Source organism: Escherichia sp. B1147 (genome assembly GCF_001660175.1).
Lineage (GTDB): Bacteria > Pseudomonadota > Gammaproteobacteria > Enterobacterales > Enterobacteriaceae > Escherichia > Escherichia whittamii.
Window position 1 is genome coordinate 147,272 of sequence record NZ_LFHY01000017.1, and the last position, 16,706, is coordinate 163,977.

14 protein-coding genes, 1 other RNA gene and 1 pseudogene are annotated in these 16,706 nt (G+C 49.7%); 7 read left to right on the plus strand and 9 right to left on the minus strand.

What is annotated here, in order from left to right:
- Window positions 1-63: 63 nt before the first annotated feature.
- The 9 genes from sufE to A9180_RS18745 form a co-directional block, all read right to left on the minus strand.
- Complete coding sequence (sufE, locus tag A9180_RS18705) at window positions 64-480, minus strand: cysteine desulfuration protein SufE (protein ID WP_064530060.1); 417 nt, start codon at window positions 478-480, stop codon at window positions 64-66.
- A gap of 12 nt (window positions 481-492) precedes the next feature.
- The gene (gene sufS, locus A9180_RS18710) at window positions 493-1,713 is read right to left on the minus strand and encodes a cysteine desulfurase SufS (RefSeq protein WP_064530061.1); all 1,221 of its coding nucleotides are present in this window, start codon (window positions 1,711-1,713) and stop codon (window positions 493-495) included.
- Window positions 1,710-2,981, minus strand: a complete 1,272-nt coding sequence (gene sufD / locus A9180_RS18715; protein WP_064530062.1) for a Fe-S cluster assembly protein SufD — start codon at window positions 2,979-2,981, stop codon at window positions 1,710-1,712. Before sufD ends, sufS begins: the two co-directional genes overlap by 4 nt.
- Complete coding sequence (sufC, locus tag A9180_RS18720; RefSeq protein ID WP_064530063.1) at window positions 2,956-3,702, minus strand: Fe-S cluster assembly ATPase SufC; 747 nt, start codon at window positions 3,700-3,702, stop codon at window positions 2,956-2,958. Before sufC ends, sufD begins: the two co-directional genes overlap by 26 nt.
- Before the next feature lie 9 nt (window positions 3,703-3,711).
- The gene (sufB, locus tag A9180_RS18725) at window positions 3,712-5,199 is read right to left on the minus strand and encodes a Fe-S cluster assembly protein SufB (RefSeq protein WP_000089364.1); all 1,488 of its coding nucleotides are present in this window, start codon (window positions 5,197-5,199) and stop codon (window positions 3,712-3,714) included.
- A gap of 8 nt (window positions 5,200-5,207) precedes the next feature.
- Window positions 5,208-5,576 (minus strand): Fe-S cluster assembly scaffold SufA, encoded by a 369-nt coding sequence (sufA, locus tag A9180_RS18730; RefSeq protein ID WP_064530064.1) that lies wholly within the window; start codon window positions 5,574-5,576, stop codon window positions 5,208-5,210.
- A gap of 552 nt (window positions 5,577-6,128) precedes the next feature.
- Window positions 6,129-6,317: a YdiH family protein gene (locus A9180_RS18735; RefSeq protein ID WP_064530065.1), complete on the minus strand. Its 189-nt coding sequence runs from the start codon at window positions 6,315-6,317 to the stop codon at window positions 6,129-6,131.
- 98 nt (window positions 6,318-6,415) lie between these two features.
- Window positions 6,416-6,826 (minus strand): 1,4-dihydroxy-2-naphthoyl-CoA hydrolase, encoded by a 411-nt coding sequence (menI, locus tag A9180_RS18740; RefSeq protein ID WP_064530066.1) that lies wholly within the window; start codon window positions 6,824-6,826, stop codon window positions 6,416-6,418.
- Window positions 6,823-9,879, minus strand: a complete 3,057-nt coding sequence (locus A9180_RS18745) for an FAD-binding and (Fe-S)-binding domain-containing protein (RefSeq protein ID WP_064530067.1) — start codon at window positions 9,877-9,879, stop codon at window positions 6,823-6,825. The genes menI and A9180_RS18745 overlap by 4 nt, the downstream gene beginning before the upstream one ends.
- Window positions 9,880-10,267: 388 nt before the next feature.
- Here A9180_RS18745 and ydiK point away from each other — a divergent pair, with 388 nt between their 5' ends.
- The 7 genes and pseudogenes from ydiK to aroD all read left to right on the plus strand — a co-directional run bounded on the left by ydiK (window position 10,268) and on the right by aroD (window position 16,638).
- Window positions 10,268-11,380: an AI-2E family transporter YdiK gene (ydiK, locus tag A9180_RS18750; RefSeq protein WP_064530068.1), complete on the plus strand. Its 1,113-nt coding sequence runs from the start codon at window positions 10,268-10,270 to the stop codon at window positions 11,378-11,380.
- Window positions 11,381-11,566: 186 nt separating this feature from the next.
- Window positions 11,567-11,674: antisense sRNA RprA (rprA, locus tag A9180_RS18755), an RNA gene on the plus strand.
- A 134-nt stretch (window positions 11,675-11,808) separates the two neighbouring features.
- On the plus strand, window positions 11,809-12,165 hold the full coding sequence (locus A9180_RS18760) for a YdiL family protein (RefSeq protein ID WP_064530069.1): 357 nt from the start codon (window positions 11,809-11,811) through the stop codon (window positions 12,163-12,165).
- 98 nt (window positions 12,166-12,263) lie between these two features.
- Window positions 12,264-13,478 (plus strand): MFS transporter, encoded by a 1,215-nt coding sequence (locus tag A9180_RS18765; RefSeq protein WP_064530070.1) that lies wholly within the window; start codon window positions 12,264-12,266, stop codon window positions 13,476-13,478.
- A 226-nt stretch (window positions 13,479-13,704) separates the two neighbouring features.
- Window positions 13,705-14,971, plus strand: a pseudogene (locus A9180_RS18770) (MFS transporter).
- An 11-nt stretch (window positions 14,972-14,982) separates the two neighbouring features.
- Window positions 14,983-15,849: a quinate/shikimate dehydrogenase gene (ydiB, locus tag A9180_RS18775; RefSeq protein WP_064530072.1), complete on the plus strand. Its 867-nt coding sequence runs from the start codon at window positions 14,983-14,985 to the stop codon at window positions 15,847-15,849.
- A 30-nt stretch (window positions 15,850-15,879) separates the two neighbouring features.
- Entirely contained in the window at window positions 15,880-16,638 is a 759-nt protein-coding gene (gene aroD, locus A9180_RS18780) for a type I 3-dehydroquinate dehydratase (protein WP_064530073.1), read from the plus strand.
- Window positions 16,639-16,706: the final 68 nt, after the last annotated feature.

A 16,706-nucleotide genomic window follows, 5' to 3' on the forward strand; every position in this document is an offset into this window, starting at 1 on the left:
GGCCAGTGTAAGCATTGACCATCCGGCAAAGTGAGCCAACCGGATGAAAGCTGTTCCTTTAGTTTAGCTAAGTGCAGCGGCTTTGGCGCGAATTGCGCGAATCATCGCTTCCAGACCTTGTGAGCGTGATGGGGTGAGATGTTGGGTAAGCGCCATTTTTTCAAACCACGGGCGCACATCAAAATTGACAATATCCTGCGGTGTCATTTGATCGTAGAGAATAAAGACGACTGCAATAAGCCCTTTCACAATGGCCGCATCGCTGTCTCCCTGCAATTCAATAATTCCCTTCGCATTCTGGCGCATCACAATCCACACCTGACTCTGACAGCCCTGAATGCTATTTTGCGGACTTCTGTCTTCGTCGTGTAATTCTGGCAGACGCTGGCCCAGTTCAATAATGTAGAGATATTTCTCTTCCCAGTTGGCGCAGCGTAAAAAATTACGCAGCAATTTTTCTTTATCCGGCAATACAGCCATAGAGCCTCCCTTTTACCCCAGTAGACGATGAATACGTTGCAATCCAGTCACCAGACGATCCACTTCTTCATGGGTGTTGTACATTGCCAGCGACGCCCGACACATAGCAGGGACGTTGTAATAGGCCATTAATGGCATTGCGCAGTGATGTCCGGTACGCACGGCAATACCGTAGTTATCAAGAAAACTGCCGACATCATAGGCGTGGTGTTGGCCGAGATTAAAGGCAATAACGCCAAGTCTGTCTGGCGGACCATAGAGCGTCAGATCCGGCACCGCTGCCAACTGCGACAATGCGTAATGCATCAGATTCTGTTCATACTCGGCAATGTTGTTAAGCCCCAGCGCCGAAACATACTCCAGCGCCGCGCCAAGGCCAATAATACCTCCCGTATTGGGCGTACCTGCTTCAAACCGCCACGGCGCTTTGGCCCAGGTAGTGCCTTCACTCAGGCTGACGGTGGCGATCATTGAACCGCCTCCTTCCCACGGCGGCATCTCCTGCAACAAGGCTTCTTTGACATACAGCACGCCAATGCCAGTGGGGCCATACAATTTATGCCCGGAAAAAACGTAGAAATCGCAGTCCAGCGCCTGAACGTCCACCGGATGATGCATCACCGCCTGAGCGCCATCCACCAGCACTTTTGCACCATGCTGATGTGCAAGTGAGATCATCTCCACCAGCGGATTTTCAGTTCCCAACACGTTAGAGACATGGGTAATTGCCAGCAGTCGGGTTTTCTCGTCGAACAGATTGGGCAGAGTCTCCAGTTGCAACGTGCCGTCGGGGTTAAGCGGGATCACTCGCAACTCTGCGCCAACGCGTGCGCAAAGCATTTGCCAGGGAACAATATTGGCATGATGTTCCATTTGGCTAATGATGATATTGTCGCCCGCCCGCACGTTGCTGTTGCCCCAGCTATTGGCGACCAGGTTAATGCCTTCCGTCGTGCCGCGGACAAACACCAGTTCTTCCGCAGAACGGGCATTGACAAACAACGATGCCCGCTTGCGCACGTTCTCCATTTTCTCGGTCGCCTGGGCGCTTAACGTGTGAATGCCGCGATGCACTGCCGCGTAGCCGTGGCGATAGAATTCGGCCTCTGCGTCAATAACCTGACTCGGTTTCTGCGCACTGGCGGCGCTGTCGAGATAAGCCAGTGGCAGACCGTTAACCTCACGCGAGAGCACCGGAAAATCGGCTCGTACCTTCTCAACGGAAAAAGTCATCTTGCACCTCCCGGCAGCCGTTGACCGATTCGGGCCAGCACCTGCTGTTTGAGCCCATCATCACGCAATGCTTCCGTCAGTTCGGCGGCAAAGGCGTAGATGATCATCTGCAGGGCATCCTGTTGATTGATCCCACGCGAACGCAGATAGAACATCTGTTCGTCATCAATACGCCCCACCGTCGCGCCGTGGCTGCATTTCACATCATCAGCATAGATTTCCAACTGCGGTTTGGTATCCACTTCCGCCAGCTTGCCCATCAGCAGATTATTGTTGGTCATCTGGCCGTCAGTCTTGACGGCATGCTGCGCGACGTTAATCAAACCGTTAAATACCGCGCGGCCTTTGTCGCTGACGATAGTTTTGTGCAACTGGCGGCTATTACAAAAACCTTTATTGTGTTCCAGCCAGGTGCGGGTATCGCAAACCTCGTTTTTCACCGGCATCGCCAGGCTATTGATCCGCAGCGTGCTGTTTTCGCCATTAAGTTGCGTACTGGTGTTGTGTCTCAGCACGGCACCACCAAGCAGGAAACTATGGCTAAATGCCGTGGCATCGTCAGCCAGTAGCAAGTCGTTGTGCGCAAAGTGGTGGCTAACCGGGTTTTCAAACGCCAGCTTGATATGCTGCAAGTTGGCGTTAGCTGCAACGTTGATGGTAAACCGCGCCCCGGTAAAATGGCGGGCATCATTAAGGCTGACAAAATGTTCAATCACCGTCGCTTCGGCACCTTCCGCCAGATCCAGATGATGGCGGTAATGGACGGTGTTCACCTCTTCACCAGTCACGCCCTGGGTGATATGTATTAACAGCAAGGGTTTAGCAGGTCGTTGACCGCGCTTCACGGCGATATGCGTAACACTTTGCGCCAGACTTTCCGTTAGATGCAGAAATACTTCCGGCTGTATGGCATCAGGCAGTCCCTGGCGTTCGTCATTAATACTCACCTCATAGCCGCTGCCTTCGGTCGTATCGCTAAGTGATGGTACGTAGCGTCCATCGACAAACACCAGCCGTACAGCGTCTAACGTTAACGCTAAGGCATCACGCTGCTGCGGTGATATCTCCCCCGCAATGCTGACAAACTGGCTATTGGTTAGCCCTTCCAGCGGTGTATATTTCCAGTGTTCATGTTTACGTGTCGGCAAACCGGTACGCAGCAATTGTTGTAAATGCTGTTGAGCTTCGGGGGAGCGTTTCGCCCCTTCGGCCTCAAACAAGTGATGCCACTGTTGCAGCGCATTACTGCTGTTCGGTAAGCCAGCCATAACCCTGCTCCTCCAGTTGTTTGACCAACGTGAAATCACCGGATTTCACAATTCGCCCCTGATACAGCACGTGGACGTAATCAGGCTTGATGTAGTCGAGAATGCGCTGGTAGTGCGTCACGATAATGAACGAACGCTTGCCATCACGCAGCGAGTTCACGCCATCGGCAACCACTTTTAATGCATCGATATCCAGCCCGGAGTCCGACTCATCAAGAATGCATAACTCCGGCTCCAGCACTGCCATTTGCAAAATATCGTTGCGCTTTTTCTCGCCACCGGAAAAACCAACGTTTACCGAACGGGTTAATAAATCTTCCGGCATCTTCAGCAAGGCAATTTTTTCTTCCATCAAATCCTGAAAATCGAAGCGGTCGAGCGTTTCCTGACCGCGATAACTACGCACCGCATTGAGCGCCGTTTGCAGGAAAAACTGGTTACTGACGCCAGGGATCTCCACCGGATACTGGAAGGCCATAAAGATGCCTTCGCCCGCGCGATCTTCCGGCGACAACGCAAGCAAATCTTTGCCTTTAAACTCAACTGTGCCGTCCGTCACTTCATAATCTTCGCGCCCGGCAAGCGTTGCCGATAAGGTACTTTTACCCGAACCGTTTGGTCCCATAATGGCGTGAACTTCGCCGGGACGAACGTCGAGGCTTAATCCGCGCAGGATAGCTTTATCTTCCACGCTGACATGTAAATCTTTAATACTTAACATATTTATTCCTTATCCGACGCTGTGTTCAAGGCTGATGGCGAGGAGTTTTTGTGCTTCAACGGCAAATTCCAGTGGCAGTTCCGAGAACACATCTTTGCAGAAACCGTTAACAATCATCGAGATGGCGTCCTCTTCGCTGATTCCGCGCTGCAGGCAGTAAAACAGTTGATCTTCGCCAATGCGCGACGTAGTTGCCTCGTGCTCCAGTTGCGCACTGTTGTTACGGCACTCGACATACGGGAAAGTATGCGCCCCACAGTTGGCGCCAATCAGCATTGAGTCGCACTGCGTGAAGTTGCGCGCATTGGTCGCCGTCGGCATGATTTTCACTAATCCGCGATAGCTGTTCTGGCTGTGCCCGGCGGAGATCCCTTTCGAGATAATGGTCGATTTAGTGTTTTTACCGATGTGGATCATCTTAGTGCCGGTATCAGCCTGCTGATGACCGCTGGTCAGCGCCACCGAGTAAAACTCACCGATGGAGTTATCGCCGCGCAAAATGCAGCTGGGATATTTCCACGTAATGGCTGAACCGGTTTCTGATTGCGTCCACGACATTTTGCTGTTTTCCCCTTCGCACAAAGCTCGCTTGGTGACGAAGTTGAGAATACCGCCAGTGTTGTTATCGCCAGGGAACCAGTTTTGCACCGTGGAATATTTCACCTCGGCATTTTTATGGATGATGACTTCCACCACCGCCGCGTGTAGCTGGTAGCTATCACGCACTGGGGCAGAACAGCCTTCAATGTAGCTGACGTAGCTGTCTTCGTCGGCTACCAGAATGGTGCGCTCAAACTGCCCGGTTTTTTCCGCGTTAATGCGGAAATAGGTGGAAAGCTCCATCGGGCAGCGCACGCCTTTAGGCACATAAATAAACGTACCGTCAGAGGCTACCGCCGCATTGAGCGCGGCAAAAAAGTTGTCATTCCCCGGCACCACGGTGCCGAGATATTTACGCACCAGTTCCGGATGGTCGTGAATCGCCTCACCAAAGGAACAGAAGATAATTCCCTGCTCCGCCAGTTTTTCACGATAAGTGGTGGCAACCGAAACCGAGTCGAAAATGGCATCCACCGCCACCTCTTTGCCTTCCCGCACGGGAACGCCTAGCTGCTCAAACGCCGCCTCCACCTCTTTACTTAAAAAGGCGTTCGCGCCAGTTTGCTGCACCGCGCCAGGTTCCGACGCACAAGTATCGTCACAATTACCGCACGACGGTGCCGAGTAATAGCTGTAATCCTGATAATTCAGCTTGTCGTAGTGCGCTTTCAGCCAGTGCGGCTCTTCCATCTCCAGCCATGCACGATAGGCGTTGAGACGAAACTCCAGCATCCACTCCGGCTCATTACGCTTCGCTGAAATTGCACGCACCACCTCTTCGTTTATCCCCTTTGCCAGCTCATCAGTGGCTAACTGGGTAAAGAATCCTTCTTTATAATTCAGCGGGCCGCCGGTCCAGGTTTTGACATCGTCAGTTGCTTCAGTATTACGAGACATAGTACCGCCTATACCCCAAAGCTTTCGCCACAGCCACATTCATTCTGGGCTTTCGGGTTGTGAAATTTGAATATCTGATTGAGTCCTTCGCGAACGAAATCGACTTCCGTGCCATCAATAAACGGCATCGCTTGCAGCGGGACGAACAGCTTCGCGCCGTCACGTTCAAACAGCAGATCGTCTTTCTCTGGCTCACTGACGCTGTCGAGTACATAGCCAAAGCCCGCGCAGCCCGTTTGCTTCACGCCTAAGCGCACGCCGACCATGCCCGACTGCTTCTCTACCAGTTCACGGATATGCGCCGCGGCTGCGGGTGTTAACGTTAAGCCTTGCCAGGCGAAATCCTCTGGATTAAACGTTCCTGAATGCATGTCCATCGATTTACCTCACTTCATCGCTTTCAGAGGATAACAGCATGTTAGTGATAATGATTATCAGTTCAACCCAGCAAGCGCAGGGGCTTTACCATAAAACATGCTTTTTGCCTGCATTTAATAAGCATAGACCCTGATGAGAGGGTTAACAGGCTCGCTAAGAATTAGGTATCTCATTGTTAGATAATGATTATTACTGAAGGAGCGTTAAGGCTGTGATGGAAAAGAAAAAGTTGTATCGAAAATGACTATTTAAGAGATAGGTAAAAAAGTGGCGAGTTCAGAAATAAAAAAATCCTTAAGTCTGTGCATTACAGGCTTAAGGATTTCTACCCCATCCGGCGCTTATCTCCGGCACTCATATGGCTTAGCTCTTGAAGGGGCGATAAGAATAATCTCATAAGACCGGGTCGCCGTTTTAACACAAACTGCGATTTGTATTATTTTTGAGCAAAATCAGGCAGGTAACAACAGGAGGACAGTCAGAGAGCAATCGTCAGACCTGGACAGATGTTAATCCAGGTCGATGAGCATTCAGACTCTGTTCAGTAGCGATTAATGCACGCCCAGACGCCAGGCGAAGTAGATTTCTTCTTTCAGTTCCGCAGAAGAGAGGGTAAGCAGGTCAGCAAATTCAAGTTCTAGTTGTTTCAGACGCTTGAGATATTGAGCGGGTGAAAGATTGCTTTGGTCACGGCGTAAAAATTCGATAGCCAACTGGGTGGGATTAAGTTGAGTAGACATAGCATCCTCGCTTTAGACAAGACCTGCACAGTATACCACCGTTTACTGCGCAGATAATAACCAAAAGCAATATGCATCACACTTTTCTGGTGACAACGTCACAAAATGGCGGTCGTCAATCTTGACGAACAGCACAAACGCCCTTTCTCATCGAAGATTTCTACCTGCCATACCTGATGCCGTGAACCGAGATGCAGTGGCTTACAAACGCCGCGTACCCGCCCTTCTCGTGCCGAGCGAACATGGTTAGCATTGATTTCCAGGCCAACGACTTTTTGCTCGCCTTCGGTACATAAATACCCGGCAACGGAACCAATACTTTCAGCCAGCACCACAGACGCCCCGCCATGTAGCAGCCCAAAAGGCTGCTTTGTCCGCGAGTCTACCGGCATTGTTGCTTCCAGCGTTTCATCACCAATATGTTCAAAACGAATATCCAGAAGCCCCACCATGTTTCCTTCACCCATGGCATTCAGTGCTTCAAGGGTGATTTTACGTTTCCATATCATTTAATAATCTCCAGTAATGCCTGCACGGGATGGCGTACCCCCGTCCCTTCAACCCGTTTAACCTGGCTGCGGCAAGAATACCCGGTCGCCAGACAGCGATTACGCGGCAGTCTTTGCATCGCCTGATGCCAGGATAATTCATATATCCCGAGCGAGTTTTTATGGTTTTTCGCTTCATGTCCGTAAGTTCCCGCCATGCCGCAGCAACCCACGCTGACATTTTCCAGCTTCGCGCCAAAACGGGCAAATATCGCGGCCCATTGCGCTGGCGCGCCAGGCAAAGCGGTAACTTCGGTACAGTGACCGAAGAAATACCACGGCTCGCCGCTTACCGCGGTAACAGGCTGTGATTCAAGCGCACTCGCCAGCCATTCATTCGCCAGCAATACATTGAAATTCCCACGATCTTCGCCCAGCGTAAGTTTATATTCATCGCGATAACAAAGCACCAGTGCCGGATCGACACCTACCATTGGCATTCCCAGTTTCGCCATGCGGTTGAGGAAATCCGCCGTCTTTTTCGCCGTCTTCGCGAAGCGATTCAGGAAGCCTTTAATATGCTGCGCTTTACCATTCGGTGAGAAGGGCAGTAACACCGGCTGGAAACCTAATTTTTCGACCAGACGGACAAAATCCGCAACCACTTGCGCATCGTAATAACTGGTGAAAGGATCCTGCACTACAAGCACCGTGCGGGCTCTCTCCTCTGCACTGAGCGCTTCGAGCTGTTCCAGCGTCATGTTTGCCGAGCGATGCCCCACCATTTGTTGCTGTAACGACGGCACTGAAAGCAGCGGCAAGTCGACCATACCGATGTGTTTTTCCGAGAGTTTTCGCACCAGCGGCTGGTTTATGAAAAAGTTAAACGTCTTTGGCGCACGCGCCATCAGCGGCGCGTAACTTTCAACCGTTGCCACCAGATGGTCGCGTAATGGGCGTAGATAACGCGTGTGATAGAGTTGCAGGAAACGAGAGCGAAACTCCGGTACGTCAATTTTGATCGGACACTGAGTCGAACACGCTTTACAGGCCAGGCAACCCGACATCGCCTCTTTCACTTCGTGCGAGAAGTCATATTCGCCTTTATTTGCATGCCAGCTGTTGCGCGTGCGGGCAATTAACGTACGCAAGCTGACCCCAGACGCTGGTAGCTCTTGCTCCAGTTTTAGTGGGTCAACACCGCGATCCGCCAGCAAACGTAACCATTCACGCACCAGCGTTGCGCGCCCTTTCGGTGAATGAATTCGGTTCTGAGTAATTTTCATTGACGGACACATCGGACTGCGGGCATCAAAGTTGAAGCACAAACCGTTGCCATTACATTCTATAGCCCCGCGCCACTGCTGACGTACCGCGATGGGGATCTGGCGGTCATACGTGCCACGCTTCACCGCGTCCACTTTCATCATTGGCGCGTCAATACCTTCTGGCGGGCAGATTTTCCCAGGGTTTAGTCGGTTATGCGGATCAAACGCCGCTTTAACCTTGCGCAGTTCTGCGAAAAGTTCCTCACCAAAAAACGCCGGACTGTATTCGGCACGAAAACCTTTGCCGTGCTCGCCCCACAACAAACCACCGTATTTTGCAGTAAGCGCCACCACGTCATCAGAGATTTGCTTCATCAGGATCTCTTGTTGCGGATCGCACATATCCAGCGCCGGACGGACGTGCAAGACACCAGCGTCGACATGACCAAACATGCCATAACTTAAGCCGTGGCTGTCGAGCAGCGCGCGAAATTCAGCAATATAATCCGCCAGATGCTCCGGCGGCACGCAGGTATCTTCGGCAAATGGAATCGGTTTGGCTGCGCCTTTGGCATTACCGAGCAGACCGACGGCTTTTTTGCGCATTGCATAAATACGCTCAACACCAGCCAGCTCACTGCACACCTGCCAGCCGATCACCCCCGCCTGCTGACTGGCAATCAGTTCATCCAGCCGCGCACAGAGCGCATTTACCCGCTCGTCAATCAGCGCCTCATCATCTCCGGCAAATTCAACAATGTTCAGCCCGAGCATCTCTTTGTCTGGCACATTGGTAATCAACTCGCTGACGGAATGCCAGACAATATCTTCCCGCGCCAGATTCAGCACTTTTGAATCCACCGTCTCTACCGAAAGCGCACGCGCCTCAACCATAAACGGCGCGTTACGCAGCGCGGAGTCAAAAGAGTCATATTTGACGTTCACCAGACGGCGCACTTTAGGCAGACGAGTAATATCCAGTCGCGCTTCGGTAATAAAGGCCAGCGTCCCTTCTGATCCGGTCAGAATGCGCGTCAGGTCGAACTCGGTCATGTCATCGTTAAAGACATGGCGTAGGTCATAACCGGTAAGAAAGCGGTTAAGTTTGGGGAATTTGTCGATGATTAACTGGCGTTGCTGGCGGCAGCGTTGATAAACAGTGTTGTAGATCCGCCCGATAGCGGTATTGGTTTTACCTAACGTTTCAGCCAGTTCGACGGGTAAAGGTTGCGTATCGAGAATATCGCCCCCCAACAACACCGCTCTCACGCCCAGCACGTGATCTGACGTTTTGCCATAGACCAGCGAACCCTGGCCGGAAGCATCGGTATTGATCATCCCGCCGAGCGTTGCCCGGTTGCTGGTCGAAAGTTCTGGCGCAAAAAAGTAGCCAAATGGTTTCAGGTACTGATTCAGTTGATCTTTAATCACACCTGCTTCAACGCGCACCCAGCCCTCTTCAGGATTAATTTCAATGATGCGGTTCATATGGCGGGACATATCGACAATAATCCCCTGGTTGAGCGCCTGGCCGTTAGTGCCAGTACCGCCGCCGCGCGGGGTGAAGATTAGCGATGTATAGCGTTCCTGCGCGGCCAGACGGGCAATTAACGCCACATCGGCGGTGGAACGCGGAAATACCACCGCATCGGGGAGAAGTTGGTAAATACTGTTGTCGGTCGACATTGTCAGACGATCGGCATAATTTGTTGCCGTATCGCCGGTAAAACCCTGTTGCTCCAGCTCTTGCAAAAAATTAAGCACCAGTTGAACGACGCCGGGTGCCTGGGAAATCTGTGGAATCATTATATTGACCCTTTCCTGCGGTCTGTGATGTAGGTCGATACACAGTTCTTTCAGGCTGCTGCAATAGCGCACTGAAAGGTGATGTGTGTTTACTCTATGGATTTCGAGTTACGGGAAGGCGGCAAGCGAGTGAACGCCAGGAGCTTACAAAAGTAAGTGACTGGGGTGAACGAACGTAGCCGCAGCACATGCAACTTGAAATACGACGAGTAAACCGTTTGCGTGTTGCCTGAGTTGTTGTACCACATTTTTTTCTAACACGCCCCTCAGAATTAAGGGCAGAATCGGCCTGTTAAAAACCGCTTAAATTGCTCATCATTATGCAGGTGAGTTTCGCGTGTTCACGTCGCGTCGACGATTTGACGCACAAAAAAGGTGAAAAGTAGTTATGGTAAATGTTCGTCAGCCCAGGGATGTCGCACAAATTCTGCTTTCGGTGCTGTTTTTAGCCATCATGATTGTGGCATGTCTGTGGATTGTTCAACCCTTTATTCTCGGCTTTACATGGGCCGGTACGGTGGTTATCGCCACCTGGCCGGTATTGCTACGTTTGCAAAAGATCATGTTTGGCCGCCGCTCTCTCGCCGTTCTGGTGATGACGTTGCTCTTAGTGATGGTGTTTATCATCCCTATTGCCTTACTGGTTAACAGTATCGTCGACGGCAGTGGCCCGTTAATTAAGGCAATCTCCAGTGGCGATATGACATTACCGGATTTAGCGTGGCTCAATACCATTCCGGTGATTGGCACAAAGCTGTACGCAGGCTGGCACAATTTGCTGGATATGGGCGGCACGGCAATTATGGCGAAAGTCCGTCCTTATATTGGCACCACCACCACCTGGTTCGTCGGACAAGCCGCGCATATCGGGCGCTTTATGGTGCATTGTACGCTGATGCTTCTCTTCAGCGCCCTGCTGTACTGGCGCGGTGAACAGGTAGCGAAAGGCATTCGCCATTTTGCAACTCGTCTGGCAGGTGCTCGCGGTGATGCTGCTGTACTGCTGGCGGCCCAGGCTATCCGCGCGGTGGCGCTAGGCGTTGTGGTGACCGCGTTAGTACAGGCAGTGCTTGGCGGTATCGGTCTGGCCATTTCCGGTGTGCCTTACGCCACGCTACTGACGGTGTTAATGATCCTCTCCTGCCTTGTGCAGCTTGGCCCGCTGCCAGTGTTGATTCCGGCGATTATCTGGCTTTACTGGACCGGCGATTCCACCTGGGGAACGGTATTGTTAGTGTGGAGCGGTGTGGTTGGCACTCTGGATAACGTCATTCGCCCAATGTTAATTCGCATGGGGGCAGATTTACCGCTAATTCTCATCCTCTCCGGGGTTATCGGTGGTTTGATTGCCTTCGGTATGATCGGTCTGTTTATTGGTCCGGTACTGCTGGCTGTTTCCTGGCGTCTGTTTGCCGCGTGGGTTGAAGAAGTCCCGCCGCCGACGAATCAACCGGAAGAAATTCTCGAAGAACTGGGCGAAATTGAAAAGCCGAATAAGTAACTCTCTCATCAGGCGGCTCTGCCGCCTGATTGTTAATCATTGCTAATTGATATTTCATTTCTCACCCCCGTATTTCCCTGCATCCCTCAATTCAGCTGGTAGTACCTGTCGAAAATCATTTACAGTTTTTAAACTAATGAGACGAATCTGATCGACGCAAAAAGTCCGTATGCCTACTATTAGCTCACGGTTATAAATCAACATATTGATTTATAAGCATGGAAATCCCCTGAGTGAAACAACGAATTGCTGTGTGTAGTCTTTGCCCATCTCCCACGATGGGCTTTTTTTTAACATTTATTGCTTCATTACCCCGCCTCTCGTTCTTTCCAATAATGTTGCACAAGATACTGTGACTCTCTTCAAGCCGTAAGCAGGCTGATAATGTTATTTATATTTTATTCTTTTTTTCATGCAGTCATGACACGATGAACGCTTATGAACTCCAGGCACTACGCCATATTTTTGCTATGACCATTGATGAATGCGCAACCTGGATTGCCTTGACGGGCGACAGTGAAAGCTGGCAACAATGGGAGAAAGGAAAAACGGATATTCCTGACGAGATAGTTGAAAAAATGCTGGCGATGCGCCAGCAAAGAAAAAGACATCTTCACGCCATCATAGAAAAGATAAACAGCCGCATCGGCAACAACACCATGCGTTTTTTCCCCAATTTAACCGCATTTCAACGTATCTACCCAGAAGGTAATTTTATTGACTGGAAGATTTACCAGTCGGTCGCAGCTGAATTATATGCTCACGATCTGGAGCACCTGTGTTGATATTTTAACGGGATACAACGGTCGTCATTACAAAAAGAATGAACGGATGCTGACATAACAACATTAATTTTTTTAAGCAATATTGCTAAGTAGATCTTATGAAAAATCCCTACCTCCCTACCGCGCTCGGGTTGTATCTCAATTACCTGGTGCATGGTATGGGTGTCATTTTGATGACTTTGAATATGGCCTCGCTGGAGACGCTCTGGCAGACCAATGCAGCGGGCGTCTCCATTGTCATCTCATCATTAGGCATTGGTCGATTAAGTGTCTTATTTTTTGCAGGATTACTCTCCGATCGTTTTGGCCGACGTCCTTTTATCATCCTGGGAATAGGCTGCTATCTGATGTTCTTTTTTGGCATTTTGCATGCAAATAACATTATCATCGCGTATGTATTTGGTTTTCTCGCCGGTATGGCGAATAGTTTTCTTGATGCAGGCACCTACCCCAGCCTGATGGAAGCATTTCCTCGTTCGCCTGGCACAGCCAATATTTTGATTAAAGCGTTTGTCTCCTGCGGGCAATTCTTATTACCGTTAGTTATTAGTCTGCTGGTATGGGCTGAACTGTGGTTTGGTTGGTCCTTTATGATTGCCGCAGGTATTATGATTATTAACGGTCTTTTTTTATACCGCTGTACCTTTCCACCCCATCCGGGGCGTCGCTTACCTGACGTTAAGAAACCCACAACCACCACGAAGCATCGCTGCTCAATTATTGATTTAGCCAGCTATACCTTATATGGCTATATCTCAATGGCAACCTTTTATCTGGTGAGTCAGTGGCTGGCACAATACGGACAATTTGTCGCAGGTATGTCTTACACAATGTCGATCAAATTACTCAGTATCTACACCGTAGGGTCACTACTTTGTGTATTTATCACCGCGCCACTCATTAGCAAAACGGTTCGTTCAACAACATTGTTGATGCTGTACACTTTTATCTCATTTATTGCCCTGCTCACCGTCTGCCTGCATCCCACATTTTATGTGGTGATAATATTTGCTTTCGTCATCGGTTTTACCTCCGCTGGTGGTGTTGTGCAAATTGGCCTGACGTTAATGGCCGCTCGTTTTCCCCACGCCAAAGGCAAAGCTACAGGGATCTATTACAGCGCGGGCAGTATTGCGACCTTTACCATCCCGTTGATTACTGCACATCTTTCCCAAAGAAGTATTGCCGATATTATGTGGTTCGATACCGCCATCGCCGCCGTCGGTTTTTTACTGGCTCTATTTATCGGCTTACGTAGCCGTAAAGAAGCACAACAGACGTCATTAAGAGAAAATGTCGCTACTGGCGTGTAATGCAATATTCTTTTCAGGTCATGCAAGATCTTACGGATAAATTAATCTTTCCGCACTAATTAAGGAAAACTACGCTCAAAAACAAACTATCACATGCAATATTCCTGGAAATATAAACTTTATGTCATGTACCCAGAGAAAATCATCTTCAGTATAGTGATTATGAAAACCGGCGGAGAACAACACGTACGGTGACAAAATTATCTTTCAGCAAGGAGCTGTGAAAATGTCTCAAAATAAGGCTTTCAGCACGCCATTTATCCTGGCTGTTCTTTGTATTTACTTCAGTTATTTCCTACACGGCATTAGTGTTATTACGCTTGCACAAAATATGTCATCTCTGGCAGAAAAATTTTCGACCGATAACGCTGGTATCGCCTATTTAATTTCCGGTATCGGACTGGGGCGTCTGATCAGTATTTTATTCTTCGGCGTAATCTCCGATAAATTTGGTCGGCGAGCGGTAATATTCATGGCCGTCGCCATGTATATGCTGTTTTTCTTTGGTATTCCAGCCTGCCCAAGTTTAGCTCTCGCTTACGGTCTGGCAGTATGCGTTGGTATCGCCAACTCGGCCCTTGATACCGGTGGATACCCGGCGTTGATGGAATGCTTCCCGAAAGCTTCGGGTTCAGCCGTAATATTGGTTAAGGCGATGATATCGTTTGGGCAAATGCTCTATCCGATGCTAGTGAGTTATATGCTGTTGAATAACATCTGGTACGGTTATGGGCTGATTATCCCTGGCATCCTGTTTGTACTGATCACGCTGATGCTATTGAAAAGCAAATTCCCTGGTCAGTTGGTAGATGCCAGCGTAGCGGGTGAACTACCGCAGATGAACAGTAAGCCGTTAGTCTGGCTGGAAGGTGTTTCATCGGTGCTGTTCGGTGTTGCCGCGTTCTCGACCTTTTATGTGATTGTAGTGTGGATGCCCAAATATGCGATGGCGTTTGCCGGTATGTCGGAAGCCGAGGCATTAAAAACCATCTCTTATTACAGTATGGGATCACTGGTCTGTGTCTTTATTTTTGCTGCGTTACTGAAAAAAATGGTCCGGCCTATCTGGGCCAACGTTTTTAACTCTGCGCTGGCAACAGTTACTGCCGCCATTATCTATCTCTACCCTTCTCCATTAGTGTGTAATGCCGGAGCCTTTGTCATCGGTTTCTCTGCTGCTGGCGGTATATTACAGCTCGGTGTTTCGGTAATGTCAGAGTTCTTCCCCAAAAGCAAAGCCAAAGTCACCAGTATTTATATGATGATGGGAGGGCTGGCCAACTTTGTTATTCCACTGATTACCGGATATCTGTCGAATATCGGCCTGCAATATATCATCGTTCTCGATTTTACTTTCGCGCTGCTGGCCCTGATTACCGCAATTATTGTTTTCATCCGCTATTACCGCGTCTTCATTATTCCTGAGAATGATATCCGGTTTGGCGAACGTAACTTTAGCACCCCGGTTAAACACAATTAAGCAAAGAAATTAAAGGAGTTAATTATGGATGTTACCGCTAAATACGAATTGATTGGCCTGATGGCCTATCCTATCCGCCACAGTTTATCGCCTGAAATGCAGAATAAAGCCTTAGAGAAAGCGGGATTGCCATTTACCTATATGGCCTTTGAAGTGGATAACGATAGCTTTCCCGGTGCAATTGAAGGACTAAAAGCCTTAAAAATGCGCGGAACTGGTGTATCAATGCCAAACAAACAACTGGCGTGTGAATATGTTGATGAATTAACGCCAGCAGCCAAACTGGTTGGCGCTATCAATACCATCGTTAATGATGACGGCTACCTGCGTGGCTATAACACCGACGGCACGGGCCATATTCGCGCCATTAAAGAGAGCGGTTTTGATATCAAAGGCAAAACAATGGTGCTGTTAGGTGCCGGTGGCGCATCAACGGCGATTGGCGCGCAGGGGGCAATTGAAGGGTTAAAAGAAATTAAACTCTTCAACCGTCGGGACGAGTTTTTCGATAAAGCCCTCGCCTTCGCGCAACGGGTCAACGAAAACACCGATTGCGTCGTCACGGTCACGGATCTCGCCGATAAGCAGGCTTTTGCCGACGCACTGGCTTCTGCCGACATTTTAACCAATGGCACAAAAGTGGGTATGAAGCCTCTTGAAAATGAATCATTGGTTAATGATATCAGTCTGTTACATCCAGGACTGCTGGTCACCGAATGCGTGTATAACCCGCACATGACAAAGTTATTGCAGCAGGCGCAACAAGCAGGTTGCAAAACGATTGATGGATACGGCATGTTGTTGTGGCAAGGGGCTGAACAGTTCACGTTATGGACTGGCAAAGATTTCCCTCTGGAATACGTTAAACAGGTCATGGGGTTCGGCGCCTGACAGGCTGACCGCGTGCAGAAAGGGTAAAAAATGAAAACCGTAACTGTAAAAGATCTCGTCATTGGTACGGGCGCACCAAAAATCATCGTCTCGCTGATGGCGAAAGATATCGCCAGCGTGAAATCTGAAGCTCTCGCCTATCGTGAAGAGGACTTTGATATTCTGGAATGGCGTGTGGACCACTTTGCCGACCTCTCCGGTGTGGAGTCTGTGATAGCAGCGGCAAAAATCCTCCGTGAGTTAATGCCAGAAAAACCGCTGCTGTTTACCTTCCGCAGTGCCAAAGAAGGCGGTGAGCAGGCGATTTCCACCGAGGCTTACATTGCACTCAATCGCGCAGCCATCGACAGCGGTCTGGTCGATATGATCGATCTGGAGTTATTTACCGGCGATGATCAGGTTAAAGAAACTGTCGCCTATGCACATGCGCATGATGTGAAGGTTGTCATGTCCAACCATGACTTCCATAAAACGCCGGAAGCCGAAGAGATTGTTGCCCGTTTGCGTAAAATGCAGTCTTTCGACGCCGATATTCCTAAAATTGCGTTGATGCCGCAAAGCACCAGTGATGTCCTGACGTTACTTGCCGCTACCCTTGAGATGCAGGAGCAGTATGCCGATCGACCAATCATCACCATGTCGATGGCAAAAAAAGGCGTAATCTCCCGTTTGGCTGGGGAAGTATTTGGTTCAGCGGCAACGTTTGGCGCAGTAAAAAAAGCCTCTGCGCCTGGACAAATATCGGTGAATGATTTGCGCACAGTATTAACTATTTTGCACCAGGCATAATAAATAACGTACCGGCGGGAGTAAACTTCCCCCCCGGATTAAAAAAAAAATTATTAAAAAATATTTTT